At 34.6% G+C, this 26,108-nt stretch carries 19 protein-coding genes; 14 read left to right on the forward strand and 5 right to left on the reverse strand.

Going from position 1 to position 26,108, the window contains the following annotated elements; genetic code table 11:
- Nucleotides 1–9: 9 nt before the first annotated feature.
- Nucleotides 10–168, reverse strand: a complete 159-nt coding sequence (locus OZP09_RS20765) for a hypothetical protein (protein ID WP_269235523.1) — start codon at nucleotides 166–168, stop codon at nucleotides 10–12.
- Nucleotides 169–234: 66 nt separating this feature from the next.
- Between OZP09_RS20765 and OZP09_RS20770 the strand changes: the two genes are divergently transcribed.
- From OZP09_RS20770 to OZP09_RS20810, 9 genes are all read left to right on the forward strand, one after another.
- Nucleotides 235–825: a TetR/AcrR family transcriptional regulator gene (locus OZP09_RS20770; RefSeq protein WP_269235524.1), complete on the forward strand. Its 591-nt coding sequence runs from the start codon at nucleotides 235–237 to the stop codon at nucleotides 823–825.
- Between the two features lie 737 nt (nucleotides 826–1,562).
- On the forward strand, nucleotides 1,563–2,462 hold the full coding sequence (locus tag OZP09_RS20775; RefSeq protein WP_281310774.1) for an AraC family transcriptional regulator: 900 nt from the start codon (nucleotides 1,563–1,565) through the stop codon (nucleotides 2,460–2,462).
- Between the two features lie 1,124 nt (nucleotides 2,463–3,586).
- The gene (locus OZP09_RS20780; protein ID WP_269235527.1) at nucleotides 3,587–4,129 is read left to right on the forward strand and encodes an RNA polymerase sigma factor; all 543 of its coding nucleotides are present in this window, start codon (nucleotides 3,587–3,589) and stop codon (nucleotides 4,127–4,129) included.
- A gap of 89 nt (nucleotides 4,130–4,218) precedes the next feature.
- Nucleotides 4,219–5,274, forward strand: a complete 1,056-nt coding sequence (locus tag OZP09_RS20785; RefSeq protein WP_269235528.1) for a FecR family protein — start codon at nucleotides 4,219–4,221, stop codon at nucleotides 5,272–5,274.
- 163 nt (nucleotides 5,275–5,437) lie between these two features.
- Entirely contained in the window at nucleotides 5,438–9,004 is a 3,567-nt protein-coding gene (locus OZP09_RS20790) for a SusC/RagA family TonB-linked outer membrane protein (RefSeq protein ID WP_281309927.1), read from the forward strand.
- Nucleotides 9,005–9,021: 17 nt separating this feature from the next.
- A complete protein-coding gene (locus tag OZP09_RS20795) occupies nucleotides 9,022–10,377 on the forward strand; it encodes a RagB/SusD family nutrient uptake outer membrane protein (protein ID WP_281309928.1) in 1,356 nt (451 codons plus the stop codon).
- A gap of 11 nt (nucleotides 10,378–10,388) precedes the next feature.
- Nucleotides 10,389–12,368: a TlpA family protein disulfide reductase gene (locus tag OZP09_RS20800; protein ID WP_281309929.1), complete on the forward strand. Its 1,980-nt coding sequence runs from the start codon at nucleotides 10,389–10,391 to the stop codon at nucleotides 12,366–12,368.
- A 24-nt stretch (nucleotides 12,369–12,392) separates the two neighbouring features.
- Nucleotides 12,393–14,990, forward strand: coding sequence for an alpha/beta hydrolase family protein (locus OZP09_RS20805; RefSeq protein ID WP_269235534.1), 2,598 nt, complete (start codon nucleotides 12,393–12,395; stop codon nucleotides 14,988–14,990).
- Nucleotides 14,991–15,138: 148 nt separating this feature from the next.
- The gene (locus OZP09_RS20810) at nucleotides 15,139–17,955 is read left to right on the forward strand and encodes a M16 family metallopeptidase (RefSeq protein ID WP_281309930.1); all 2,817 of its coding nucleotides are present in this window, start codon (nucleotides 15,139–15,141) and stop codon (nucleotides 17,953–17,955) included.
- Nucleotides 17,956–18,399: 444 nt separating this feature from the next.
- Here the strand turns inward: OZP09_RS20810 and OZP09_RS20815 are convergent, their stop codons facing one another.
- Nucleotides 18,400–18,810 (reverse strand): winged helix-turn-helix transcriptional regulator, encoded by a 411-nt coding sequence (locus tag OZP09_RS20815; RefSeq protein WP_269235537.1) that lies wholly within the window; start codon nucleotides 18,808–18,810, stop codon nucleotides 18,400–18,402.
- Nucleotides 18,811–18,921: 111 nt separating this feature from the next.
- Between OZP09_RS20815 and OZP09_RS20820 the strand changes: the two genes are divergently transcribed.
- The 5 genes from OZP09_RS20820 to OZP09_RS20840 are packed head-to-tail and all read left to right on the forward strand — an operon-like array spanning nucleotide 18,922 to nucleotide 23,443.
- Nucleotides 18,922–19,719, forward strand: coding sequence for an SDR family oxidoreductase (locus OZP09_RS20820; RefSeq protein WP_269235538.1), 798 nt, complete (start codon nucleotides 18,922–18,924; stop codon nucleotides 19,717–19,719).
- A 32-nt stretch (nucleotides 19,720–19,751) separates the two neighbouring features.
- Nucleotides 19,752–20,600, forward strand: coding sequence for an alpha/beta fold hydrolase (locus OZP09_RS20825; RefSeq protein ID WP_269235539.1), 849 nt, complete (start codon nucleotides 19,752–19,754; stop codon nucleotides 20,598–20,600).
- Nucleotides 20,524–21,561 carry an alpha/beta fold hydrolase gene (locus tag OZP09_RS20830; protein WP_281309931.1) on the forward strand — a complete coding sequence of 346 codons (1,038 nt, stop codon included), beginning with the start codon at nucleotides 20,524–20,526 and terminating at the stop codon, nucleotides 21,559–21,561. The genes OZP09_RS20825 and OZP09_RS20830 overlap by 77 nt, the downstream gene beginning before the upstream one ends.
- Nucleotide 21,562: 1 nt before the next feature.
- Complete coding sequence (locus OZP09_RS20835; RefSeq protein WP_281309932.1) at nucleotides 21,563–22,420, forward strand: hypothetical protein; 858 nt, start codon at nucleotides 21,563–21,565, stop codon at nucleotides 22,418–22,420.
- An 18-nt stretch (nucleotides 22,421–22,438) separates the two neighbouring features.
- Nucleotides 22,439–23,443 (forward strand): NADP-dependent oxidoreductase, encoded by a 1,005-nt coding sequence (locus OZP09_RS20840; protein ID WP_281309933.1) that lies wholly within the window; start codon nucleotides 22,439–22,441, stop codon nucleotides 23,441–23,443.
- 300 nt (nucleotides 23,444–23,743) lie between these two features.
- Here the strand turns inward: OZP09_RS20840 and OZP09_RS20845 are convergent, their stop codons facing one another.
- The 3 genes from OZP09_RS20845 to OZP09_RS20855 form a co-directional block, all read right to left on the reverse strand.
- Complete coding sequence (locus OZP09_RS20845) at nucleotides 23,744–24,127, reverse strand: DUF4345 family protein (protein ID WP_269235544.1); 384 nt, start codon at nucleotides 24,125–24,127, stop codon at nucleotides 23,744–23,746.
- Between the two features lie 112 nt (nucleotides 24,128–24,239).
- A complete protein-coding gene (locus OZP09_RS20850; RefSeq protein WP_269235545.1) occupies nucleotides 24,240–25,187 on the reverse strand; it encodes an NADP-dependent oxidoreductase in 948 nt (315 codons plus the stop codon).
- 61 nt (nucleotides 25,188–25,248) lie between these two features.
- Nucleotides 25,249–26,049 (reverse strand): SDR family NAD(P)-dependent oxidoreductase, encoded by an 801-nt coding sequence (locus OZP09_RS20855; protein ID WP_269235546.1) that lies wholly within the window; start codon nucleotides 26,047–26,049, stop codon nucleotides 25,249–25,251.
- Between the last annotated feature and the right edge of the window lie 59 nt (nucleotides 26,050–26,108).

The raw sequence follows: 26,108 nt of genomic DNA on the forward strand, positions 1-26,108 counted from the left end.
ATTTGGACTTTATTTTAAGTAATGAAACATTTTAAAGAGGTATTGCATATCCATGCTGCAGGGAATATTATGCTGCTGAGCCGTTAAACCGCAATGATGCAGGTAATTACTTTGCCTTCCTTTCCAGTTCCAATGCGGCAGAATATTAGGTTTTTTTTCTTTTGTCATAAATATAAATTAATCTATAAAGATAAATATACTTTTTAGTATATTTGTTTTTTAATTTAAAAGATAATGCTTACAAAGGCCGAAAGAACAAAACAATTTATACTGGAAACTGCGGTGCCTATTTATAATGAAAAAGGTATATCTGGAGTCAATATTGATGATATTCTGGAAGCTACAAAACTTACAAAAGGCTGTCTTTACGGTCATTTTGAAAATAAAGAAGATTTATCAGAGCAGGTTATTGACTTATCGCTTAAAATGGTTTCTGATAAAATAAGGACTGCAGTTCACAATGGGAAAACCATAAAAGGTAAAGTGTTTGCCTTTTTAGATTTTTATAAAAATCCAATTAATACTTACATATCCGGCGGATGCCCAATATTTAATTCCGCCGTAGAAGCGGATGATAATTATCCTTTGATAAAAGAGAAAGTTTCAAAAATATTTAGGAATGGCCAGAATGAATTATCTTCTCTTCTTCAGGAAGGAATAAATAATGGTGAGTTTTCCAATACACTTGATCCTGTTGTTTTTGCTTTTAAATTAACAGCATCGGTTGAAGGGGGACTAGTAATGTGCAGAGTCATGAACACAGCCAAGCCAATGTTAGGACTTATAAAAAGTCTCAAGTCTGAATTAGAACTATATGTAAAATAATTTTTTTTACTCAAAACGGACTAAAAAGTATATTTTTAAGCATGGCAAAAAATTGGAAGGCACATTTTTTTATAAAATACACAAGAAGAATTAATTTAATACAAAAGGAAAAACAGTCCTAATTACCGGAGCAGTTACTGAATCGGTCTAGAGTAGGCAAAACAGTTTTTAGCCGAAGGGGCATTTGTTATTATGACAGCAAGAAATCAGGTAAAATTAGATACGGCTAAAAAAATGCTTCCATCATTGAAGATTATTAGAAGTGATGTTGAATGTTCAGAAAACGCAAGATTACTTTTTTAAAAAGCACTTTCTTTGGGAGGAATAGATGTTTTATGTAACAGCGCAGGTGTAGGAAGTCCAGCAACTAATGTATAGGTGTTTGAAATGCTGGCTCCTGTTCCAGCTACAGAAATGACTGCAGATAGAAGTGACAAGAAAATAACTCCAGAAAAACTGGTAAAGGCCCTTGTCTCAGCAATTAAAAAGGATCAGTTTACGATCAGGCTGGGAGATGATAGGTTATTATATATTGGCAATAGACTGTTTCCACAGCCGGCTTTTAATTTAGTAAATCCTTAAAAGATGTATAAAGTGCTTAAAAGTAATTAAAATATTAAGGAAAAAATATGATGCAATTCTACAATATAAAAACAAACACATTTCATAAGAAAAACAATCGTTTTTTGATTCATAATCGTTTTCTTCTTTAATTTTTAAACTTTTATAGGTTGAATATGCAAGATGCTATTGAGAGTCTAAGTAAAATAAATGAGTATCATTTTAATCATTATCAAGCCAATATGCCAAGGTTTTCTCTTTACGAGCTGGATTATTATCTGAAAAAGTATGATAAAAAAAGAAGGAAGTTTCATAGTGAAAACTATTACCAGATAATTTGGTTTAAAAAAGGAAAAGGCACTTATTTTTGTGATTATAAAAGACATGATATAAACGGAAATACACTTTTTTTTGTAAGTAAGGAGCGTGTTCATTATTTTGATAAAGAAATAAATTATAATGGGATTTTGATCCAATTTAACGATCAGTTTTTAATTCATGATAATGATGGTGGTGATTTTTTTTTAAGATATAATTTGTTTAGCAGTTTTTACCCTCCCTATGTATTACCTTCTGATGAAGACAGTTTTATTTTAGATGAATATTTGGATCTGTTTAAAAACGAATTGACAAAAAGACCGTACGGTCAGATAGATTTTATCAGAAATTATCTTAAGGTTTTTTTAATTCAGTTAAAGCACCAATGGAATAAAATTAATACAAATCAGGGACAGCAGATTTTACCAGATGATAAAAAACAATTAAAGCTAGTAAGATTTCTTAATCTGATAGAAGATAATTTTAAAAATGGAATCAATGTCTCACAATACGCTGCGTTGATGGATATATCATCAAGAACTTTATCGGAATTAACCCGTCAGATGCTAGACAAAAGCCCTTCAGAATTAATACATCAAAGAATCATTGCTGAGGCAAAAAAAATGCTCCTGGATACAAATTACAGTATAAATAAAATCGGATGCAGTCTTGGTTTTAAAGATGACTCCTACTTTGTGAAATATTTTAAAAAGCATACAGATATTTCTCCTCTGGATTTTAGAAGGCAGCATTTTTAAGAAAAAAACATTGTGTAAGATTCATAAAAAGAGCAATTTTAACAATTTTATCAATTTACGTTAAGAGCATGAATTTGGAATTCCATCTTATTTTATGTAATCGGTGTTGAGATATGCACTTTATTTTATTTTTACTCCATAAATCTAAAACGAATAATTTGTTTTAGGATCCTGCTGAAAACAGCTTTTTGTAAATCTTTTCATTTGTAAGGTTATTTTTATAATGATATCACTTTTATTTTGCTCTGACATTAGGCTGATTTGCCATTAAGTTTAAAGCGAAATTGAGCTGTGTTAAACTGCCGTTGATAGAACTTTTTTCATTTCTAAAGTCTAATTGATTTAATTGGAATATTTACTAAGATTAGTTTAATAACCATTACTGCCAACGTATTTTTTGAAATAGTTTTAAGATGATATTATAAATTTTAAGCAGCAGTTAAATAAGTATTAAATCTGTTATGTGCAGTTTCCAGTATAAATTGTTTTTTTCTTTCAGCTTTGTCTGCTTTATTTTTGCAATCAGAAACTAAAATATGCTAAAAAGTTTATTTTATATACTTTTTGGTATATTTTTTTTAACTTTACTAAGTGTAAAAAGTCAATTTATAATTTGGCGGGTCTGTAAGATCATAAATGCTGTATAAGATCTTTTGATTATTTTCTTATAAGTAATGTAGTGATAATATCTGCGGCTGATTATAATTTTAAAGTTAGATGTTATTTTTTTAATAGTTATAAGCAAAAGTTTTGTTTTCAGTAACTGCAGAGCCTCAATTAAATTTAATTCTGTTGGGTTAACTCATTTAGATCAAAACAAATGTTATAACAGTGCATTTGAAAATAAAAGCAGAATAAAAACTTTTTTGGATGCGATTATATTAAAAACGGAAATTGTGATGTTTTGTTTACGGTTTAATTTTTTTGAAAATTAATAATAGGAAGAATTAATGAAATTTATAATCAAAAGATATATAGCTGTTAAATCGTTAAAATTAAGCTGTTTTATTTTGTTATTTTTTAAATTTTAAGAAATATTGAAATAATTTTCAAAAATAAATTGATAGATGTGGAAAATATTTAGTTTTGCATAAATGTAAATCTTAAAGGATTTTATTTTTTTAATGGACAATAAAAAAGGCGATAGTAATCTGTGGAATCAAATCAAAAAAGGGGATTCCTATGCATATCATAAATTATATGATAGCTATATAGATGCCCTTTTTACTTTTGGAATTCAGTATACAAATGATGATGCCCTGGTTGAGGATTCCATACATGATGTTTTTATAGAACTTCATCAATATCGCAATAAAATTGCTGAAGAGGTAGCTGTTAAATCTTATTTATTTAAGTCTCTTCGACGTAATATACACCGAAAACTTAAGGCTAAAACTAAATTGGTTTATCATCAGAGTATGGAAGAGGGCATATATGTAACAGATTCAGCTGAAGATGAATTTATTTTTAATGAAACCATTTTAAATAGAAATACTGCACTGGCTTTACTTTTAAGTTCTCTGACTGAAAAACAAAGGTATGCCCTTCATCTTCGATTTAGTGAAGATTATTCTTATGAGGAAATTTCCTCTGTTTTAGGTATAACTCTTGAATCTTGCAGGACTCTGATTTACAGGTCTTTAAAGGATATAAGAGCTAAACTTTAAAAAAACTTTAAAAAAAGATTAAATTTCATGTCTATGTTTTTGCTTTTTTGTCCTCTTAGTAAATAGAGAACAATAAAAAGTAGAATATTTTGCACCCAAACTTCAAAATTTTATCAGATGAATCAAAAGCCGATCTAAAAGCTAGAATTGGAAACAGTATAGCTTTGGAAAAAAGAAAGGCCAGAAGAAGAAAAGTTCGTTTTATTTCATTTAGTATAGCTGCCGGTTTATTTATCTGTATAGGCATCACTGCTGTTTTTAAACTGCAGCATCAAAGACAAACCAGCACCATAGAGCAGTTTGCAAAAGGCACTGCTCAGGTAAACGCTTTTGAAAAAAGCAGTGCTGTTCAACTCGTGTTATCAAATAAGGAATCAGTTAGAGTTAGTGACAGTACAACAATTGCTTATGATGCATCAGGACATAGCATTAATGTCAACAATCAAGAGATAAATCAGAAAGGAGCGGCAGAGCAGCAATATAACACTGTTTTGGTTCCATATGGAAAAAGAGCGAAGCTAAGTCTTTCCGACGGTACGTTAGTATGGCTGAATTCTGGCTCAAAATTCATTTATCCAACTGTATTTAATACCCAAAGCAGAGAGGTGTTTTTAGAAGGTGAAGGTGTTTTTGAAGTTGCTCACAATGCAGCAAAACCATTTTATGTAAGAGCTGCAAATAATTACAGCGTACGTGTTTTGGGTACGCTATTTAATGTGAGCTGTTATGCCAATGATAATAAAGTTTCTACCTCATTACTGCGAGGTAAGGTAAGAGTGGTCTATGCTAAAAAAGGATTTTTTACAAATGATACCATTCAGACTGATCTGAATCCCGGAATGATTGCGGCTCTGGATTTAAAAAAACAAACCATAAAAACTTTAAAGCAGGATGTTACAGCACTTTTTTCTTGGAGAAAAGGCTATTATGAATTTACTGAACAGGGGCTTGAGTCAGTTTTAGATAAATTAACAAGATATTATAACGTCAATTTTGTTGTAAAGGGAAAGATAAATGAAAAAGAAACTTATTCAGGTGCATTCAAGCTTAATGATGATTTGGATAAGGTAATTAAAACACTGGAGGCGACAACCGGTTTTATGCTGTCATACGATCCGCAGGCCAGAAAAATAACTATTAACTAAATATAAATCGACCAAAATTACAATTTGCCTATGAGTAGATAAAAACATGACAAAATAAACTAGTAAAGATCAACCAAAAAAAAACCAAAAGATGCTCCAACATCTCTTGGCTTATGTAAAATTTTAATTGCAGATGCAATTAATGATATAACAAAACAAAATTATGAATAAAAATCATGATACAGGCTTTTTATTGCCTAAAAAAATCGTCAACCTTACTTTTATTTTATTTATGAGAGTATTCATTTTAGTTCTGTATTTAGGATTAACCAGTATCTACGCAAATGTAGCTAAAGCGCAAAATGAAATATCTGTAAAAGTTCAGGGTGCCTCGCTGCAGACACTTTTTGCAGACATCCAGCAAAAGAGTGATTATGTGTTTTTTTACAATGATGATCTGATAGCTTCTGTGAAAAAAGTAAGTGTTAATCAATATGGAACTGTTGAACAGATTCTAAATACTGCTTTATATAATACCGGCTTAACCTATAGTGTTATTGATAAACAGATAGTGATTAAAAAAAATAAAACTAAAACTTCGTCAGGTGAACTTGAACCTTTTGAGGTCAAGGGAACAGTTAGCGATAAAAAAGGGAATCGTCTGGTAGGTGTTAATGTCTTATTGGTAGGTACACAAATCTGGGATATTACCCGAGAAAAAGGAGAGTATCGTATTGAGGTAGTTGCTACAGATTCACTTAGGTTTTCTTATCTGGGTTTTAAAACTAAAACAATCGCTGTAAATAATAAAAAAGTGATAAACGTAGTTTTAGAGCCTCAGGTTGAATTGTTGAAAGATTTAGTTGTTGTTGCTTCAAATGGATATACTGATATTCCCAAAGAAAGAGTAACCGGATCTTTTGAAGTTATTGGAGCTAAAGAACTTTCCCAGGTTCCTACTGTCGACATCGCCTCTAGACTGGAAGGAAAAATTGCAGGAGTAAATGTTGATCCGAGAACAGGAAATATTACTATCAGAGGAACAAATAGTTACAGCGGTACTTCTCCGCTTATAGTTATTGATGGTTTTCCGCAGTCAGATAATGATTTTAAATTCAGCAGAAGAGGGGTTCCGGGTTCATCGATTTTAAGTTATCTTAATCCGGATGATGTGGAGAGCATCACTGTTTTGAAAGATGCGGCGGCAGCTTCTATCTGGGGGTCACGTGCTGCAAACGGAGTAATTGTCGTGACTACCAAAAAAGGCAAAAAAGCAGAACAAACAATTAATTTCAGCACCACTACTACAATTGGCGAGAAAATGGATTTAGGAAAACTGCGCGTCATGAATACCGCTCAGTATATTGATTACGAAAAAGACTTGGTTTCAGGAGGATTTGCATCAGATGACATCAGTAACTGGCAGGCAAAAAATCCAAGTGCTGCACAGGAAATCATGTTCAGACAGCAGAGAGGGGAAATTTCACTTACTGAGAGAGACCAATTATTAAATCAGCTGTCGCAGAACGATAATCTGGGGCAGATCAACAGATATTTACTAAGAAACTCAGCTACTACCCAATATGATTTGTCTGTAAGCGGAGGAAGCGATAAAAGCACTTATTACCTCTCTTTAGGCTATAATAAAGATGAGGCTGCTATGATTGGTAATCAATCTAAGTCTTATAATGTTACTCTGAATAATTCTTTTCAGCTCAAAAGTTTCTTAAAATTAAATACTGGTATAAACTACGTTTCGTCAAATTACCAAACCAACACAGTAGCAAATGAGGCTTTGTCAAATGTTTCAACAACGGCATTGCGCCCGTACGATATGCTTGCCGACCAAAATGGAAATGGCATAGACCGTTATATTATTTTCAGACCAGAAGTGGCAAAAGGATTTGAAGCCAAAGGATATCTGCCATGGACATATAACTATCTGGATGAACTAAACTATTCTAATGTAATCACAAAAGGAGCCAACATTCGATTGAATGCCAGTTTAACAGCAACAGTTACTAATTGGCTGAATTTTGAGGCTTCGGGAATGTATGCCAAAATTTCTAATAAAACCAAATCATTGAGCGAATTGGATAGTTATTACAGCAGAAATGCAATCAATGAAGCAACTTCTGTTAATGCTGCGGGCAAATTAGTATATGGTATTCCAGTCGGGGCATATTTATACAATTCAAATTCTGAAAATGAATCTCAGAGCATGCGTCTGCAGATGAATATCAATAAGAATTTCAACGAGAATAACAGCCTACACTTTTTAGCGGGATCAGAAGTAAGGGAAGAAAGAAGAGAAGGATCAGGCCAAAGGTTCTATGGCTATGATACTGACACCAACTCAGGACAATCTGTAAATCCTACTGTATATTATACTACAATTTACGGATGGCAGACCTACATAGGTACTTCTGATAACAGCATCAGTAAATTCAGAGACCGCTATTTATCCTATTATGGATTAGGCTCTTACGATTTTATGAACCGATATCACCTATCTGGAAGCGTGCGTTTTGATGACTATAATCTACTTGGTGCTTCCAGAAAAAACAGAGCGCTTCCATTATGGTCAGCTGGAGGTAAATGGGATATTAATAAGGAGTTTTTCTTAAGAGAGGTAAGCTGGCTTGACAATTTAGCAGCAAGGGTAACCTACGGTAAAGCAGGAAGTGCTCCCGGCGGAGGTTTTGGAAGTAACAGTGCTGTTATTGGTGTTGGGTCAATTGATTACAATACGCAGCTGCCTACCGCTTATATTTCACTTCCTGAGAATGCTGAGATTAAATGGGAAACAACAACAACGCTTAACTTTGGTTTGGATTACAGCGTTTTTAAAAACCGCCTTCGTGGAAGTGTTGATTTGTACTATAAAAAATCTAAAGATATTTTGACAAATGTCCCTTACAATCCAACTTATGGATGGAGTTATTTAAATTATAATACTGCGACACTGGATGGACATGGAGTAGATGTGAATATTGGCGCAGTAATAGTAGATAAAGCTTTTAAATGGGACAGTAATTTCAATTTTGCTTATAATACAAATGAGGTGTCAGATTCACGTTTTAAGGCCACTACTACCAATCAGTATCTTTTTTCCGGGCAGATAGAAGGGAAAGCCTTAACATCATTATATGCTTACAGATGGGCCGGGCTTGATGCTTCGGGACAGTCTACTATTTCTAAAAATGATGGTACTGTTATAAATTCATCTCAGGGTATTTCTTCGGTTGCTCCAGAGGATTTAAAATATATGGGCACCACTGTAGCTCCTTATTTTGGAGGCTTTATGAATAATTTCTCTTACAGCAATTTTACCCTTGGTGTTCAGGTAACTTATTACATGGGGCACGTATTTAGAAATTCGGTATTGCAAAATTATCCTTCTTATTCAGGAGTGCAATATGGAGCTGTTGGGAAAGATGAGCTGATTGCTGACCGCTGGAGACAGGCCGGAGATGAAGCCAGCACTAATGTTCCGGGATTGGCAAATATAAGCTACAACAGTCTAAACCGCTATCAAATGGCCGACATCAATGTGCTTCCTGCCGATAATATCCGTTTACAGCAGATTTCATTGGGTTACAGTGTTCCTTCAAAATTTTTAGACAAAACTTTTTTAAAGTCTTTGAGTTTCAATTTTGCAGCAAGAAATTTAGGTTTATTGTGGGTTAAGAATGATGAGGGTATTGATCCTCAGTACTTATCAAACAATAACTATAATACACTTGCACCGCAGCGTAATTATACTTTACAGTTTAATTGTAGTTTTTAATAAAAAAAAATAGACTTATGAAATTTCTAAAATTCACACTATATATTTTCCTGCCTCTGCTTTTATTAAACTCTTGTAGAGATTATGTTGAGGTGGAGCCGGTTGGAAACAACAGAATCTTAAAATACACTTCTGATTACAGAGGTCTGGCCAATAATTACAACGACATGACAGTTGCGGGAGGAATTTATCTGCCTGCAAACGCAGATGCGGAATTTTCTACAGCGTATCAAAATGGTGTTTCAACTATTTGGGCAAACAGTTATACCTGGCAGGATAAGATTTATGATCCGTCCCAGGGCGATTCAGACTGGATTGGTTTGTACAAAGCAGTTTACTACAGCAACGTAATCATTAACGGAGTTATGGGAAGTGAGAAAGGAACAGATTCAGAAAAAAAGGAAATCTATGCTGAGGCTTTTGTGCACAGAGCTTTTGCGTATTTACAATTAGTAAACACCTACGGTCCGCAGTTCGATCCAAAATCTGCCAATTCAGAAAAGGCTGTTCCTTTATTGTTAAATGCGGAACTATTTTCTTCTTTAGAAAGAAGTACGGTAGGACAAGTGTATGACCAGATTATTTCTGATTTGAAAAGTGCTTTAGCCAATGATATTCAGGATTCGCCGCAATTCAATGTTCTTCCTTCTAAAATAGCGGTCTATGCACTGCTTGCCAGAACATACCTGTATATGGGGCAATACGATTTGAGTCTGGACAATGCCAAAAAAGCCCTTGCTATGCAGGATCAATTAATAGATTTAAAAACATTTGCTTCCGGATACAGCTATCCTGTTTTGATTCAAAATCCAGAAATTATATTTTCTAAAACCTTATTGATGACTTACAGTGGAGTTCCTTTGTCAAACGATTTATTAAATAGTTTTGATAGTAATGATCTGCGCTACGATTATTATACAATTCAGGGAAACAATTTTTATCCTTCTTACAGCGGAAGGGGATTTGGAATTGCTGCGTACAGTTACACAAACGGTATAAACGTTGGAGTTTCTGTTCCTGAAATGTATTTAACTGCTGCTGAATGCGCCGCCAGATTAGGAAAGACTCAAGATGCTGTAGACTACATCAATATTTTAAGAGCCAAGAGATACAAAGCGGGCGCTTCTTATCAAGTGAGCGCAGCAACCAATACTGAAGCCTTGAGTCTGGCAATAACCGAAAGGCAGAAAGAACTCATCGGAAGGGGATTCCGCTGGTTTGACCAGAGAAGGTTAAATCTAGATCCAGTTTACAGAAAAACCTATACGCGCACTTTTAAAGGCCAAACCTATACTTTGGAACCAAACAGTGGCGGATATGTATTTCCAATCAATCAAAATTATATTGACTTAAACCCGGAACTGGGTAAATAAAAAACACCGTAATGTTAAAAAAAATATTAAATATCAAGCTATTGGTATTGGTGTTCTGCGCCTTTACTCTTCAGATCTCCGCTCAGGAAGTTAAAACCAGATTACAGGGAATGATAGACATTCCGATTCCAGGAGCCTCTTTCAGCATGACTTACGATCCAAAAGACGGGCCACTTGAAAACGTTAAAAATATCAGCGGTTATGCTTATGTTTTCAATGATTACAGATGGGAAATCCAAGACCTTAAAATGAAAAAAAATGGCGCTGTTTACAGCGCCGATTTTACAGTTCCCAAAAACTGTGCTTTTATGGCTTTCAAATTCTACGGCAATACCGAAAATGGATTAGTTGCCGATACTAATCAGGACACGGGATATATGCTGGTTGCTTTTAAAGAGCCTAAAATAAAAATGCCGGGAGCAGATTTGGCTTGGGCAACGTTTAGAAACAAAGATTTCAATGGCCAGTTTGGCGGTTACTTCAAAGATTTTTCAATTGATGGGGATGCTACAGAATATTGGTTAAAAAAGGAAGTTGAAGCTAACGGAAACAGGTTTCCTGAGTTTTTTGACACTTACTTCGATGTATTGAAAAAACAAAAACCTGAAAAGTTTCAGGAATTGGGAAGCAAATTTTTAGCCGACTTTACAAAGAACATGAAAGGACTTCCTGAAGAAGTTTACATAAAAGTACACCATATTTATTTATTTGATCTAAACAATAAAACAAAGGCAGATTCTCTTGAAGCAGTAATCAAAAAACAATTTCCAAGAGGAAGCCATGTAAGATTCAAAGCGTATCAGAAAATTATGCCAATTGCAGATGCTGCAGAAAGAAACAAAGCAATCACACAGTTCTTAGCCGATTTCCCATACAGCTCTGAAGTACCTCCGTCTCAGCAGTATTTCTATGATAATATTGTAAAAATGCAGTTTGGATATTATTTCGACACTAAAGATTATAAAAGCATTTTAGCTATGATTCCCACAATGAATTTTGCTAATTTAAATGATGCCTACCACCAGAATATTTCCAAAGCATTATACTTAAAAGCAGTTGATCCTGCCGTAATCGAAACTATGGCAGTGCCAATGATTCTGCAGATGCAGCAAAAAGTAAACGATATGTCATACATGCAGGGACTTTACTGGTCGCCAAACCAGGCGACTGAGAATGCAAAGGTACAATTAAACGATGAATTGGTAATTCAGATTCGTATGTACGATATGCTGAAAAAATACAAAGAAGTTTTAGAGACTTTTGCTTTGCTTCCATTTGAAAAACGTTATGAAAAAGCCAGTATAAATGATATTCATATTAAAGCTTTAGAAGCATTTAATAAACCAATTTTAGAGGTTTTGAAAAATGCGGCAAGAGCCAATACTTTATCAGAAGGTGCCGAAGCTAAGCTGAAAGAAATTTATTTGAAAGAAGGTAAAAAAGAAGCTGATTTTCCTGCTTATTTAGAGCAACTGAAAAAAGAAAACAGACCGGAAGAAAAAATCGCTTTAATGGATCCAATTCCTGCGCCAGCAATTAAAGTTCAGACTGCCGACGGAAAAGCGAAACAATTGGCTTTAGATAGCGGAAAAATTATCGTAATTGATTTCTGGGCTACCTGGTGCGGACCTTGTAAAAAAGCTTTTCCAGCGATGCAGCAATTGGTAAACAACTTTAAAGAAGACAAACAAGTTGAAGTTTATTTTATCAGCACGCAGGAAACAAAAGAAGGGTACAAAAAAGAGGCTTTGGCTTACTTGAAAGAAAAAGGTTTAAAACTGGATACTTATTTTGATTTAGTTAAAAAAGGCGGCGGAACGAATAACGAATCGTTTTCTAAATACGCAGCAATTTTTAAGTCAAGCGGAATTCCAAGAAAAGTGGTGATTAAAAACGGACAGATTCGTTTTACATCTGAAGGTTATTCTGGAAATCCAGGACAATTAGTAGATGAACTTACAGACGTTATTAATGCTTTAAAGAAAGAGTAATTTCTTTTTTAAAATCAAAAAAATATGAAAAAAATAGTTTTACTATGTGCACTCGCTTTGGGTGTACATAGTTTATCTGCACAGAAAAAAGCAGTTGATGAATCGGCTTACCAATCCTGGCAGAGAATCAACAGCAAAGCTTTGTCGTACAACGGAAAATGGATGTCCTACAGCACCGTTTTTCAGGATGAAGAAAAAGAAAACAAAAAACAAATAATTATTCAGGAAGCTCCAAAGGGAAAACGTTTGGTTTTAGAAAATGTCAGTGATCTAAAATTCATCGGTAAAAAAGACTGGATTCAGTACAGTAAAAACGATAGTACGCTTTTGCAAAATTTAAAAACAGGCGTAAAAAAACTGTGGAAAAGCAAACATTACACCAATGCACTTGAAGGAACCGATTTTCTGTATTACACACGCCCGGAATCTCAAAAAGGAGAATTCTTTTTGCAGCGTCTGGTTTGCTATAATTTAGAAAGCAGCGACAGTATTTCTGTAAATAATATTAAATCTTCCCGTTTTTTAAAAAACAAATCGATTGTGTATTTACAGACCGAAAAAGATCAAGTGTTTTTAAAACACGGGATTCCAGGGGGTAAACAAGAAATAGTTTACAGCGGAAAAGCTTCTGATTTTGGCGATTTTCAATTAAATGATAAAGAAAACGGCGGCAGTTTCACTTTAAAAGGAAACAACAGCGCTGATTTTAATATGGTGTATTATTTTAATCTGAATACTAATACAGCACATCTTGTATTTAATTACGATGAAATTAATTTAAATGACTCTTCTTTATCTATTTCAAAAGTCGCTTACGGATTAAATGAAAATAGCAATTTCATTACGTTATTAGTAAACTCCAATAAACGACCTGAAAATACTCAGGTTGCAAAATCGAATGTTGAAATCTGGAGATCGAATCAGGGAGCTATGGAACGCAGACAGGAACTATTGAGAAGTTCTAAAACGCTTCCAAGCGAACAGAAATTCATTTATGACATTGCAAACAAAAAAGTGATTAAAGTTGCTTCAGCAGGCGAATTTGATCAGGTTTCAATTCCGGAATCCGGCAGTTTTAAAGGTATTTTTGCTCTTGACAAAAAGCCTTATGCGGTAGAAGTTGACTGGACATTTAACGAGCGCAGCGATTTGTATTGGATTGATGCTTCGACTGGGAAATCGACTAAAGTGCTTACAGGCGTTTTTGGAAATCCAACCTGGAACCCGCAGGGAAGCTTTGCTGTTTACTATGACGAAAAAGCAAAAATATGGACTGTTTTTGACCCTGCTTCCATGCAGTTTAAAAATATCAGCTCGCAGATTCCTTTTCCGGTTTCTGATGATAATGTTGATATGAAAGCATCCAATACAGCTTTTGGAATTGCAGGCTGGCTGAACAACGGAAATACAGTTGTAATTTACGATCAGTTTGATCTCTGGGCTGTTGACCTTACCAATCAAAATAAAGCCTATTCCATAACTCAGGGTTACGGAAGAAAAAATAAAATAGAACTGCGTTACAGCGAAACAGGTTTTATTGGTGATTTAGATCAAAGAAAATCAATTGATTTTACAGGTTTTGACCTGGTGCATAAATCAAAAGGAGTTTATAGATTAACCAATAAAAGATCGATTGCCAAAGTATTTGCAGATCCGGATTATAATGTTAGAGTTGAAGCCGTTTCTGAGGATAATTCAAGCGTATTATTTTCAAAAGAAAGTTATAGGATATTCCCAGATTTATGGTGGGGAACTTCTAGTTTTGAATCGCTGCAAAAAATTACTGACATCAACCCGCAGCAGAAAGACTATGCTTGGGGAACTGCAAAATTAGTGACCTGGAAAAGTTTCAGCGGAAAAGAAAATCAGGGAAACCTATATCTGCCGGATAATTACGACAGCAAAAAAACATATCCTGTAATTGTTCATTTTTACGAAAAACATACTGAAGAATTTAATGCCTATCAATTACCGGAGGTAAGCACTTCAAACATCAATATTCCAACTTTTGTAAGCAGAGGTTATATCGTTTTTCAGCCAGACGTGCATTATGTCTACGGCGATGTCGGCAGCAGCGTTTACAATGATGTAATGAGCGGTGTCGAATATTTAATCGCAAACGGTATTACTGAAAAAGGTAAGATTGGAATTCAGGGACACAGTTTTGGAGGTTATGAAACTTCCTTCTTAATGACTAAAACAGACCTTTTCACTTGTGCAATTGTAGGTTCTGGAGTAAGTAATTTTACATCTAATTATCCGGTAATGAGATCAAATGGCATTTCGACTATGTTTAAATACGAAGCTGATCAATACCGCATGGGAAGTTCAATGCATGATAACTTGGACGGATACATTAAAAACTCGCCTCTTTTTGCTGCAAAAAACATCAAAACGCCAATTTTGATTTTCCACAATGATAATGACCGCGCGGTTCCTTATCAGGAAGGACAGTCTTTATTCTTTGCGCTTCGCCGTTTAGCAAAACCTGCTTTATTGGTCAACTATAAAAAAGAAGATCATACCTTAGACGATGCTGCCAACAAAAAAGACTGGACACTCAAAATGCAGCAGTATTTTGATTACTACTTAAAAGGCGCAGCGCGCCCGGACTGGATGTAATATAAGCCGATACATTTATACAACCCGACGACTGTTGTTTGAAGGTTTCTTAGGAAGCCTTCAAACTAACAGCAGGAATTTCTTATAGTATTTTCAAAACAACCAATCAGAAAAAATCAATCAAAAAAGAACATTAAATATCAATTAAATGAAAGCAAAGATATTTTTAGCGCACTTTTTAATACTGGGTTTATCTCAGGTTTCAGCGCAGTTTAAAACTACAATTGCGCTGCGGAAAGATGTGGTGCACGGAACTTTAAATAACGGAATGCAGTATTTTATTCTGCATAATGAATGGCCGAAAGAAAGAGCCGACTTTTATTTTGTGCAGAATGTTGGTGCTATTCTAGAAGATGACAATCAAAACGGACTGGCGCATTTTCTGGAACACATGGCCTTTAACGGAACAGAACACTTTAAAGGAAAAGGAATCATCAATATGCTGTCAAAGCACGGCGTCACTTTCGGGCGTGATATTAATGCCTACACAGCACACGACGAAACGGTTTACAACATTAGCAATGTGCCTGTTAAAAATTCCGTTTTATTAGATTCCTGTTTGTATGTTTTACACGACTGGTCGGGATTTTTGTCTTTAAAGGATGCAGAAATTGATGCCGAAAGAGGCGTAATTCATGAAGAATGGCGTACCAGAAGAAACGCTGATCTGCGAATAGGATCGCAGCTGGAACCTGTTTTATACAATGGTTCAAAATATGGAAAAAGAGACGTTTTAGGCGATATGGATCTTATCGATAATTTCAAATACAAACAACTTAGGGATTATTATAAAAAGTGGTATCTGCCTAACCATCAGGCGGTAGTTATTGTCGGGGATATCGATCCTGCAAAGATAGAGCAGCAGGTTAAGAAAATAATGGGTTCAATTCCAATGCCTTCAAATCCGGCAGAACGTACTTATGAATCGATTCCGGATAATGATAAACTGCTCTACAAACTGGCCCTTGATAAAGAAGCACAGAAAACCTCAATTACATTCAATTTTAAAAAGAAAAAACCGCTTGTTCAAGATTTTACAGAATTTGAAAACAGCATTGCAGAGCAATTAGCGCTGCAAATGATGAACAATCGTTTTAGAGAATATATTGTAAACAATGAAACTGCTTTATTATCAGCAGGTGTAAGCCATTCGAGTTTAACACGTTTGTCTTCATTATTTACCTTAACTGTAAATCCTAAAAACGGCAGATTGTTAGAAGCCTTTACACAAGCTTATACAGAATATGAAAGAGCAATTCAAAATGGTTTTACAAAAGAAGAACTCGATCGTGTAAAAGAAAATATGCGTACTGGTTATCAAAATCAGTTAAAAAACAAAGATAAAATCAGTAATGAAAGCTGGGCTTCGCAATTGCAGAATTACTTTTTAGAAGCCTCGCCTGTAATGAGTCTGGAAGAAGAAGTTGAATTTGTAAAATCGACTTTAGATAAATTGGATATCAATCAGGTTAATAAACTGTTCCGTGCGCTCCCAACAGAGAAAAATCAGATTTTAACCGTTTCAGGTCCGGAAAAAGAAAATGTGACTTATCCAGCTGAAAGTGATTATACAGCCGCAATAAAAAAAATAAAAGAGCAAAAATTAGAACCTTACACTGAAACAATTGCAAATGCAGATTTAGTAACTGATAAACTGACTGCAAAACCAGTTTCCAAGAAATTTGAAATTAAAGGAATTGCAGCAGCAAAAGGATATGTTTTGGCAAACGGAGCAAAAGTCATTATTTACCCAACAACTCTAGCTCAGGATCAAATTTTGTTTTCAGCTTTCAGTCCGGGCGGAGTTTCTGTACTGCCGGAAAAAGATTTGGCATCTTCGCAGATTGCCACTGTTTTAGCCAAAAACTCAGGATTGGGAGATTTTAAAGTGACCGATCTGCAAAAACAGCTTTCAGGAAAAACTGTAAAAGTAAGCCCGTTTATTGGCGAACATTACGAAGGTTTCAGCGGAAGTTCAGTTAAAAAAGACATGGAAACGCTTTTAGAACTCACTTATTTATACTTTAAAAATCCAAGATTTGAAACCCAGGCATACAAACATATTATTGATTATTACAACAATGCACTGGAAAATGTAAACGAAAACAACAGTAAAATATTTGGCGATACAATTGCTTTATTAGATACCAATCATAATAAAAGAACTTTTTTGTTAAGCAAAGAAAACCTGAATCAGCTGAAGTTTGATGATGCTTCGAGAATCTATAAAGAGCGCATTTCTAATGCTTCAGATTTTACGTTTGTTTTTGTTGGAAACATTGCCGAAAGTGATCTTGAAACCATTAATAAATATTTAGGGAATATTTCAGGAAATCAAACTCAGGAAAAATTTACCGATCATAAAATAGGAATGGCAAAAGGATCTGCCATAGAAAAACTGGCAAGAGAAATGAGTGTTCCTAAAACCAGCATTTATGTACATCTTGAAAACAGAAACGTCATTTTTTCTGAGAAAAACCAAATCATGGCGTATATGCTTTCACGGTTGTTAGACAAACGTTATTTAGATAAAATCAGAGAAGACGAGGGCGGAAGCTACGGTGTACAAACAGAAAGCGCATTATCTAAAAATCCATCTCCGGTTTTTTCTCTACGTGTGAGTTTTGACTGCAATCCCGAAAAAGATGCTAAACTGCTTCAAATTGTTTATGATGAATTAGATACCATTGTGAAAAATGATGTTTCAGAAAAAGATTTATCAGATATAAAAGAAGATTTAATAAAAAGCAATCAGCAGAATATCAAAGCAAATTCATACTGGATGAACATTATTGTCGATCAGTTAAAAACAGGAGACAAGTTTGTAAGCAGTGCCGAATATGAAAAACTAATTAAAAGCATTTCTGTAAAAGACATTAAAAAATATGCAGGCGAAGTATTGCCAAAAGCAGATAAAGTAGAAGTTGTAATGCAGCCCAAAACAAACGTAAGTGCTTTAAAATAGCCTTTCATTATTCTAAGGACGGCAATTCTTTACTTTAATTTTAATAGTCTCCGGAAAGAAAAAAAACGTTTCTTTTAAATTTGAATTAGTTATAAAATTTGTAGACTAGAAAGAGCTGTTTTGCCGGACAGCTCTTTTATTTTTTTAGTAGTTTTCAAATCAGGTGTTTGAAAGAATGGAATATTATTTTTAACCTATTTTTTAAGCCTTTATTTACAGAAGCTAAACTTACTTAAATAAGTTATCGTCGAGTTTGCATACTCAGGCTTATATTCGGCATTGGTTTGGTCTTCTTACTTTCTGATTCTTCAAAAATCTATCTGCTGCGATTCTGCTGTAAATCTTAAAATAGCTGCAATGGATTTAATAAAAACTTCAAGGCTTTAAATTTTTTGCGGCAAATTAATTAGAAGTCCAGTGTATCCGCTGCTGCTTTTCTTCCCGTTATTGATCTGTCAATTCTTTTACGATTTGTTTTACAAAATTATCTTTGTCTTTTTTTGCTTCTATAATTATCTGCTTTACCTCTAGCGGCATTGTGAAATATTTGTCAGACCAAATGTAAATTTCCATAATCATAGGTAATAAATCTATTCCTTTATTACTCAATCTGTACAAGTTTTTTGCCTTGCTCTCGGGGTGTGCTGATTTCTCAATAATGCCATTTTCTTCCAATGCCTTTAGTCTTGATGCTAAAATATTGGTGGCAATACCTTCTTCCGATTTTAAAAAGTCGTTATAGGTTCCTTTCTTATAAAATAGTAAATCTCTTATAATCAGTAAAGACCATTTGTCGCCAAAGATATCCAATGAGCGGCTTAGTGGGCATTCAGACCTTTTTTTGTTTGTTTCCATGATAATAAAATAAAAATATTTCAAAATTTAACTTGCATTTTGAAAGTTGTTTGTATATTTGCACTTGCAATTTGCAAGCAAAATTACAACATAAATTTTAAAACAAATAAAATGAGCAAGAATATTTTAATAACAGGAGCTTCTTCGGGCTTTGGTTTACTTATCGCAAACGAGCTTCACAGAAACGGGTACAATGTAATTGGCACAAGCCGAAATCCAGAAAAAATGCAGTCCACGGTACCATTCAAAATAATAGCGTTAGACCTTGATTCAGACCAGTCAATAAAGACTCTGCCGGAAAGAATTTTCAATGAAATAGGCCATTTGGATATTCTTATCAATAATGCCGGTTTTTTAGTTTCGGGTATTGCAGAAGAAACCCCTATTGATTTAGGTAGACAGCAATTAGAGACTAACTTTTGGGGAACCATTAAGGTAACGAATGCTGTATTGCCTTATTTTAGAAAACAAAAAATGGGTAAAATAATTACTGTAGGGTCAATTGTAGGTCTTGTATCTTTTCCTAATGCCGCTTACTATGCCGCTTCTAAACACGCATTGGAGGGGTATTTTAAATCATTGCGTTATGAATTGAATGAATTTAACATTAGTGTTGCCATGATTGAACCTGCTGCTTTCAAAACAAGTATTCTTGATAATTCTTCATCACCGGCCAACAAAATTGAAGACTACAATTCATTGAGAAATAAAATTGAAAAGTTTACAATTGATTTGGTAGATAAAGCCCAAGACCCTGCAATGGTTGCAGAAAAAGTGCTGAAAGTAGTTCAAACGGCGAAGCCAAAATTTAGGAATATTGTGGGTAAAGGTACTTCTGTCTTAATTAACCTGCAGCATTTTGCTTATGGTGTTCTGGAAAAAAATGTTCTTAAGCAATTACACAAATAAATCAAAAGTTAAGATTAAAATAATAAAAAAAAATGGAAAATAATGCATTAACAACAGAAACACAATATGCAGATATTGACAGCAAGAAGATTGCTTATCGTAAAATTGGTCATGGTACACCGGTAATTTTGGCAAATCGTTTTAGAGGGACTTTAGACACTTGGGATCCTCTCTTTCTTGATTTACTAGCAAAAAATAACACAGTAGTTACTTTTGACTATTCAGGTATTGGGTACTCTGAAGGGGAGCTGCCAATTAATCTGCATGAAGTTGCATCAGAGGTAACAAAAATAGCAGACTACCTGAAATTAGATAAATATTTTGTCGCAGGCTGGTCTTATGGTGGTTTGATAGCTCAATATGCAACTTTTCTTTATCCAGCAAGAGTATTGGGCACCATTGTAATTGGCAGCAATCCACTGGGGAAAAATGATGCTCCTCTTTCGCCATTATTTTTAGAAAAAGCGTTACAGCCAACTTATACTCCGGAAGATATCATTACATTGTTTTTCGAGCCGGCATCAGAAAAAAGCAGTGCAGCCGGAATCGCATCTCTGCAGCGTATTGCCCAAAGATATGACCAATCAAAGGTACCCGTTAAGCCTGAAATACTCCAACGCTATTTTGCCGCTACACCACAATTGACAGAAGACAAAGATAATTTTAGGGAGAGTTACAAAACACTGCAAACTCCTATACTGGCAATTTCAGGGGATAATGACATTTCATTTGCGGTAGAAAACTGGTTTCCTTTACTGAAAAAAGCGCCAACTTTACAGCATATTATTTTTAATGCTGCAGGTCATGCACCTCATTATCAATATCCAGAATTGGCTGCAGCTTACATTACTGGATTCATTACTAATACTATTAATTACTAAAATGAAAAAGTATTGTATTGCAATTTTGCTATTAATAGGTTATATTAGTAATGTGTTTTCACAATCAAATGTTTCACAATCAGATAATTATATAATTATGACTGCATCAGATTCACCAAGTGTAAATTACACTTATGCTACTGTTCCCACTCAGTTTGTTGAAGCTAATGGAATAAAATTTGCTTACCGATCTTATGGAAAACAGGGAGATATACCGGTTATATATTTCAATCACCTAACAGCAAACCTTGACAATTGCGATCCAAGAATTATGGATTCCATTGCCCAGCAGCGTCATATCATTTCTTTTGATTATCGCGGAGTTGGTGCCAGCACGGGCGAGCAGGGAACAAGTATTGCTGATATGGCAAAAGATGCTATTGGCTTTATTCATGCTTTAGGATACAAGCAGGTAGATATTGTGGCATTTTCTATGGGTGGTTTCATTACCCAGGAATTACTTTTGCAAGAGCCGGAATTGGCCCGTAAAATTATTCTTGCCGGAACCGGACCAAGAGGCGGACAGGGAATTAGCAATGTGGTAGGTTTGACCTATAAGGATATTTTCAAAGGTCTGCTCACATTTAGAGATCCTAAATTTTATCTTTTTTTCACTCAAAACAAAACAGGTAAACAAGCCGCTCGTGATTTTCTAAAACGTCTTAAAGAAAGAACAGAAAACCGTGATGATAAGGTAAAATTAAGTGTGTTGAAAAATCAGCTTAAAGCTATTGAAACATGGGGGCATGATAAGCCTGCCGATTTAAGTGTTTTCAAACAGCCTGTATTAGTAGTGAACGGAGATAATGACAGAATGGTGCCAACGCCTAATTCCTATGATTTAGCAAAGCGTTTTCCCAATGCTGAAAAAGTAATAATTTACCCAAATTCAGGACATGGCGGTATTTTTCAATATCAAGGAGAATTTCTGGACAAAGCAATAGCATTTTTAATTAAATAAAATGAAAAATATATCATTAGCAATTTTCTTGAGCATAATTGCATTATTGGATGTTAATGCTCAAGCGGCAAAACCTTTAAAGGTTCAAACAAACGTAAAATCAGAAAAGCATATATCTTCATCGATATTATTATGGATGCGAACCGATAAATTGCGCCAAGATGGAATGAACCGTTGGAAAGGGCCGCATTCAAAGATAATTTCTGCAAATAAAGGACTCCTAGAATACCGCCAGATACATTTTGCAGAAAACAATAAAGGTTTATGGCCGGCAATTAGCGGCGTTGAAACCAATATTGCTCAAAATCGTAAAATTGATGGTGTAGCTGATGTTACATTAAAAAATTTATTCTCAATATTTAGAGGTAAAAAACAAAATAAACTGGCTTATGCCGATGAAGTAAATTTGTTTAAACGAACCATTCTTTATGCTGCTTTTCCTCATTCTTATTGGTACAAAGTAGCCGACAGTAATGCTGAAATTGGAGCAAATGCTATGGTTTTTTTTAGAAAAAAGGAGAGTGTAAGTGATGCTGATTTTAGAAAATTTATCAATGATGAACTTACCCCTGCACTTGCCAATACAGGAATGCTTAAAGAATTGAGAAATAAGGTATATAATCCTTGGAAAGAAAAGCAATGGAATACTCCAAATGTAGCTCATGACAATAATGAGGCAGATCAGTTTCAGGCTTCTATTATGCTTGGTTTTACAAATAAAAGTGAAATGGAAAAATTCTTTACAAGTGAAGAGATTGAAAAACTATCTGAAAGAATTTCTATTTACTGTTCGGCGGCACATGCTTATGAGGTTTATGAAACCATAACATTTGTAAAAGACGGTAAACAAATTCAATAATCAAAAAAAACATAACTGATGAAAGCATTTATAGTAGAAAAATACAGTAAAAAAGAAAAATTACGATTTACCCAAGTGGCAGAACCAATTGCAAAAGAAAATGAAGTTCTGGTTCAAATTCATGCGGCAGGGGTCAATCTCTTGGATTCGATGATAAAACAAGGTGAGTTCAAAATCTTTTTGCCTTATAAAACCCCAATCATAAATGGACACGATATGGCTGGAACTGTCGTTAAGGTAGGCTCGGGTGTAAAGAAATTTAAAATTGGCGATGAAGTTTATTCCAGAGTAGGCGATTACAGAATAGGTACTTTTGCGCAGTATATTGCTGTCAATGTAAACGATTTAGCTTTGAAACCAAAAAATCTATCAATGGAAGAGGCTGGTTCTATTCCGTTAGTTGGTTTGACGGCCTGGCAGGCATTAGTTGAAATAGCAAATGTGAAAAAGGGGCAAAAGGTTTTTATACAAGCTGGTTCGGGAGGTGTTGGTACTTTTGCAATTCAATTGGCCAAACACTTGGGGGCTTATGTGGCAACAACGACAAGTACAAAAAATATTGATTTGGTAAAAAGTCTTGGTGCGGATTTGGTAATTGATTATAAAACGCAAGAGTTTTCTAATCTGCTCAATGGCTATGATCTGGTTTTGCACAGCAACCGGGAAAAGATAGTATTAGAACAATCGTTAGGTGTCTTAAAAAAAGGAGGCCAGTTAATTTCGTTGGTAGGACCGCCGACACCAGAATTTGCACAAGAAATTGGTTTGCCTTGGTATTTAAAATTAGTGACAAAATTGTTAAGTTCCAGTGCCAAGAAAAAAGCAAGCAAATTAAATGTGTCTTTTAAATTCTTATTTATGAGGGCGCAAGGTAATCAATTAGGAGAAATTACAAAGCTCATCGAAGCAGGAATTATTAAACCTGTTATTGATAAAGTGTTTCCATTTGAGCAGACCAATGAAGCGTTGTCTTACGTTGAAACCGGAAGGTCAAAAGGAAAAGTTGTTGTTAAGATAAAGTAGTTTTATAAGTGCTAAGCTGCGGTAAACTTTAATAGTTTAGTTTGCCGCATGCAGCATTCAAATATTGTTTTTTTAACTGGATTTTGACAGAGTAAAATACATAGTTTTAAAATTAAAGAGCGTGCAATATTTTTTTGCATGCTCTTTTTCTTTGCGCACCATTGAAATTATTACCTCTTCATTCTTATATAATTCTATATTCCTCATTAATTATGATGCCATTTTTGTAATAACGATATAAATTTGAGGCAAATATCTGTTTTTGGCAGCTTTTACTATAACAGATCAATGTAATTGAGCTTAATTTTTAGAATGACCTAGTTGTTTTGATGCAAAATACATTACTATGATAATGTAAAGTTCGGTTATGCCTGCCGGCAATAAATCATTTGTGTAACCGTCAAATACTACGCTGATAATTCTGCAGATCAATATTACGCTTATTAGTAAAAAGGATGCTTGATACCAGGTTTTATTTTTGGTGATTAGCCCCATAAGCATTATTAAACCTCCTCCGATGAGCATGCCGCCAATGGCACCTCTAAAGGTGCTGTAAGTCATTATCCCTAATGGCTTAATGCCGTACAATTCAAAAGTATTTAAGGGAGCAAATACATTTACTAACCCTAAAACCAATAAAGGAAGAATTGCCAGTACTACTAAAATATTGATTAGCTGTTTCATTTTTTCATTTTAAAATTTCGCATATATCTGGATTTTGGCTTCATATATTTGTTTTAAACCATTGTAAAGATACATGCGAAAAAGTATAATAATCATTTATTTTTATCTTCTCTTAAAGATTAACCACAATTTTACCAACGGTTCTGCCTTTTTCTAAATACAAATGTGCCTCTCTCATCTGCTCAAAAGCAAATATTTTAGAAACGTGCGATTTAATGATGCCTTTTTCCAATAGCTCAGCAAGCTGCAGCATATTTTTACCGGATGACGCTACAAGCAAAAATGATAAATTGACCTCTTTTGCTTTTGCTTTTTCAAGTTCTTGGGCAGAAAAACTGCTGGATGCAATTGAAATAATTGTTCCGCCCTGTTTTACAACATCCAAGGATTTTAAAATAGTATCGCCTCCAAGAGTATCCAGTACAAAATCAGCATCTGAAACTATTTGCTGAAAATTTTCTGCTGTATAATCGATATGTTGATCTGCTCCATTCTGTAAAATAAAATCTTTGTTTTTCGCCGATGATGTTCCTATTACATAAGCTCCAAAATGTTTAGCAATTTGTGTAGCGTAATGACCTACACCGCCCGAGGCTGCATGAATTAAGACTTTGTCTCCTTTTTTTATATTCCCTTTTTCTGCCAAGGCCTGCCAGGCGGTAAGGGCGGCAAGTGTCGCCGATGCAGCTTCCTGATGGGAAACAGCTTTAGGTTTTAAGGTTAAATGTGCAGATGGGACTGCAACAAATTCAGCATAAGCATTTCCTTTTCCTGGAAAATTCGCCATTCCAAAAACTTCATCGCCTATTTTGAAATCGCTCACGTCATTACCAACTTCAACTACGGTTCCTGACAAATCCCAGCCAATAACTGCAGGTCTGTCCGCACCGAGAATCCAATTCAATGCGCCTTCATTTGATCTTACTTTATAATCAATTACGTTCACACTCAATGAGATTGTTTTTACTAAAACTTCATTGGTATTGATACTTGGTTTTGCGCTTTCTGCATATAACAGATTATCAACACTGCCCGGTTCGTTTAAAATTATTGTTTTCATTTATATTTTTTATTTTTTAAGAATATTTTTTCTAAAATCCCATAAGTAAGGGGCTAAATTTCTAATTTATATTATATCGCTCTGCAGGCTGGCCAGTTTGTGAACCCTGCAATAATTTTATACGGACTTCTTCATAAAGATCAATTAGATTTTGATCGTTTACAGACGGATGGGTCACTAATTCACCATTATCCAGTCCAGAAAGAATGGCATCAACACAATTTTCAGATGTCATTATTGTCGACTGTTCTAATGCAGAGAGCGGAACCCCGCCAACTTCCCATAATTCTGTTGCAGTAGTTGCAGGATTTACCAATTGAATATGGATCTTTGTTCCTTTTACTTCTTCCTGGAGCCCTTTGGTATACTGAATTACAAATCCTTTTGTGCCGCTGTAGACAGCACTTATAGGTAAGGAATAAAATCCAAGCACCGAAGCTATATTAATTAAAGTGCCTTCGTTTTTCTCTAAAAACTGAGGGAGAACGGCATTAGATAATTGCATAAGCGCAGTAATATTTACATTAACCATTTCCTTTTGCTTTATCACGCTGGTTTTAGTAACTGAACTAAGTGTAGAGGTGCCTGCATTATTGATAAGCAATGTTATGCTCTTATCATTTCTTACCTCTTCGGCCACTTTTTCTAAATCTGCATCAAGGCCTAAATCTGCTGCTAAAGGGGTTACCTTAATGCCGTATTTGCTTTCCAGTTTTTCTGCAATTACATCCAGCTTATGCTTACGACGTGCTACCAATTTTAAATCATAGCCGCGTTGTGCCAATCTCTCTGCAAATACCTCACCTAAACCAGAAGATGCACCAGTTACTACCGCAGTGCCCATTTTACTTTTTTCTTTCATTTTGAAAATTTTTTAATTATTGTATATTTTTAGATTTATAATTAATATGTAAACAGATC

Source organism: Flavobacterium flavigenum (genome assembly GCF_027111255.2).
GTDB lineage: Bacteria > Bacteroidota > Bacteroidia > Flavobacteriales > Flavobacteriaceae > Flavobacterium > Flavobacterium flavigenum.

Bases quoted from the DNA above. Each gene is read 5' to 3' on its own strand.
- OZP09_RS20770 (WP_269235524.1), top strand. From the start codon at position 235: ATGCTTACAAAGGCCGAAAGAACAAAACAATTTATACTGGAAACTGCG.
- OZP09_RS20810 (WP_281309930.1), top strand. From the start codon at position 15,139: ATGAAAGCAAAGATATTTTTAGCGCACTTTTTAATACTGGGTTTATCT.
- OZP09_RS20800 (WP_281309929.1), top strand. From the start codon at position 10,389: ATGTTAAAAAAAATATTAAATATCAAGCTATTGGTATTGGTGTTCTGC.
- OZP09_RS20795 (WP_281309928.1), top strand. From the start codon at position 9,022: ATGAAATTTCTAAAATTCACACTATATATTTTCCTGCCTCTGCTTTTA.
- OZP09_RS20820 (WP_269235538.1), top strand. From the start codon at position 18,922: ATGAGCAAGAATATTTTAATAACAGGAGCTTCTTCGGGCTTTGGTTTA.
- OZP09_RS20825 (WP_269235539.1), top strand. From the start codon at position 19,752: ATGGAAAATAATGCATTAACAACAGAAACACAATATGCAGATATTGAC.
- OZP09_RS20835 (WP_281309932.1), top strand. From the start codon at position 21,563: ATGAAAAATATATCATTAGCAATTTTCTTGAGCATAATTGCATTATTG.
- OZP09_RS20815 (WP_269235537.1), bottom strand. From the start codon at position 18,810: ATGGAAACAAACAAAAAAAGGTCTGAATGCCCACTAAGCCGCTCATTG.
- OZP09_RS20805 (WP_269235534.1), top strand. From the start codon at position 12,393: ATGAAAAAAATAGTTTTACTATGTGCACTCGCTTTGGGTGTACATAGT.
- OZP09_RS20780 (WP_269235527.1), top strand. From the start codon at position 3,587: ATGGACAATAAAAAAGGCGATAGTAATCTGTGGAATCAAATCAAAAAA.
- OZP09_RS20775 (WP_281310774.1), top strand. From the start codon at position 1,563: ATGCAAGATGCTATTGAGAGTCTAAGTAAAATAAATGAGTATCATTTT.
- OZP09_RS20765 (WP_269235523.1), bottom strand. From the start codon at position 168: ATGACAAAAGAAAAAAAACCTAATATTCTGCCGCATTGGAACTGGAAA.
- OZP09_RS20845 (WP_269235544.1), bottom strand. From the start codon at position 24,127: ATGAAACAGCTAATCAATATTTTAGTAGTACTGGCAATTCTTCCTTTA.
- OZP09_RS20790 (WP_281309927.1), top strand. From the start codon at position 5,438: ATGAATAAAAATCATGATACAGGCTTTTTATTGCCTAAAAAAATCGTC.
- OZP09_RS20830 (WP_281309931.1), top strand. From the start codon at position 20,524: ATGCACCTCATTATCAATATCCAGAATTGGCTGCAGCTTACATTACTG.
- OZP09_RS20840 (WP_281309933.1), top strand. From the start codon at position 22,439: ATGAAAGCATTTATAGTAGAAAAATACAGTAAAAAAGAAAAATTACGA.
- OZP09_RS20850 (WP_269235545.1), bottom strand. From the start codon at position 25,187: ATGAAAACAATAATTTTAAACGAACCGGGCAGTGTTGATAATCTGTTA.
- OZP09_RS20855 (WP_269235546.1), bottom strand. From the start codon at position 26,049: ATGAAAGAAAAAAGTAAAATGGGCACTGCGGTAGTAACTGGTGCATCT.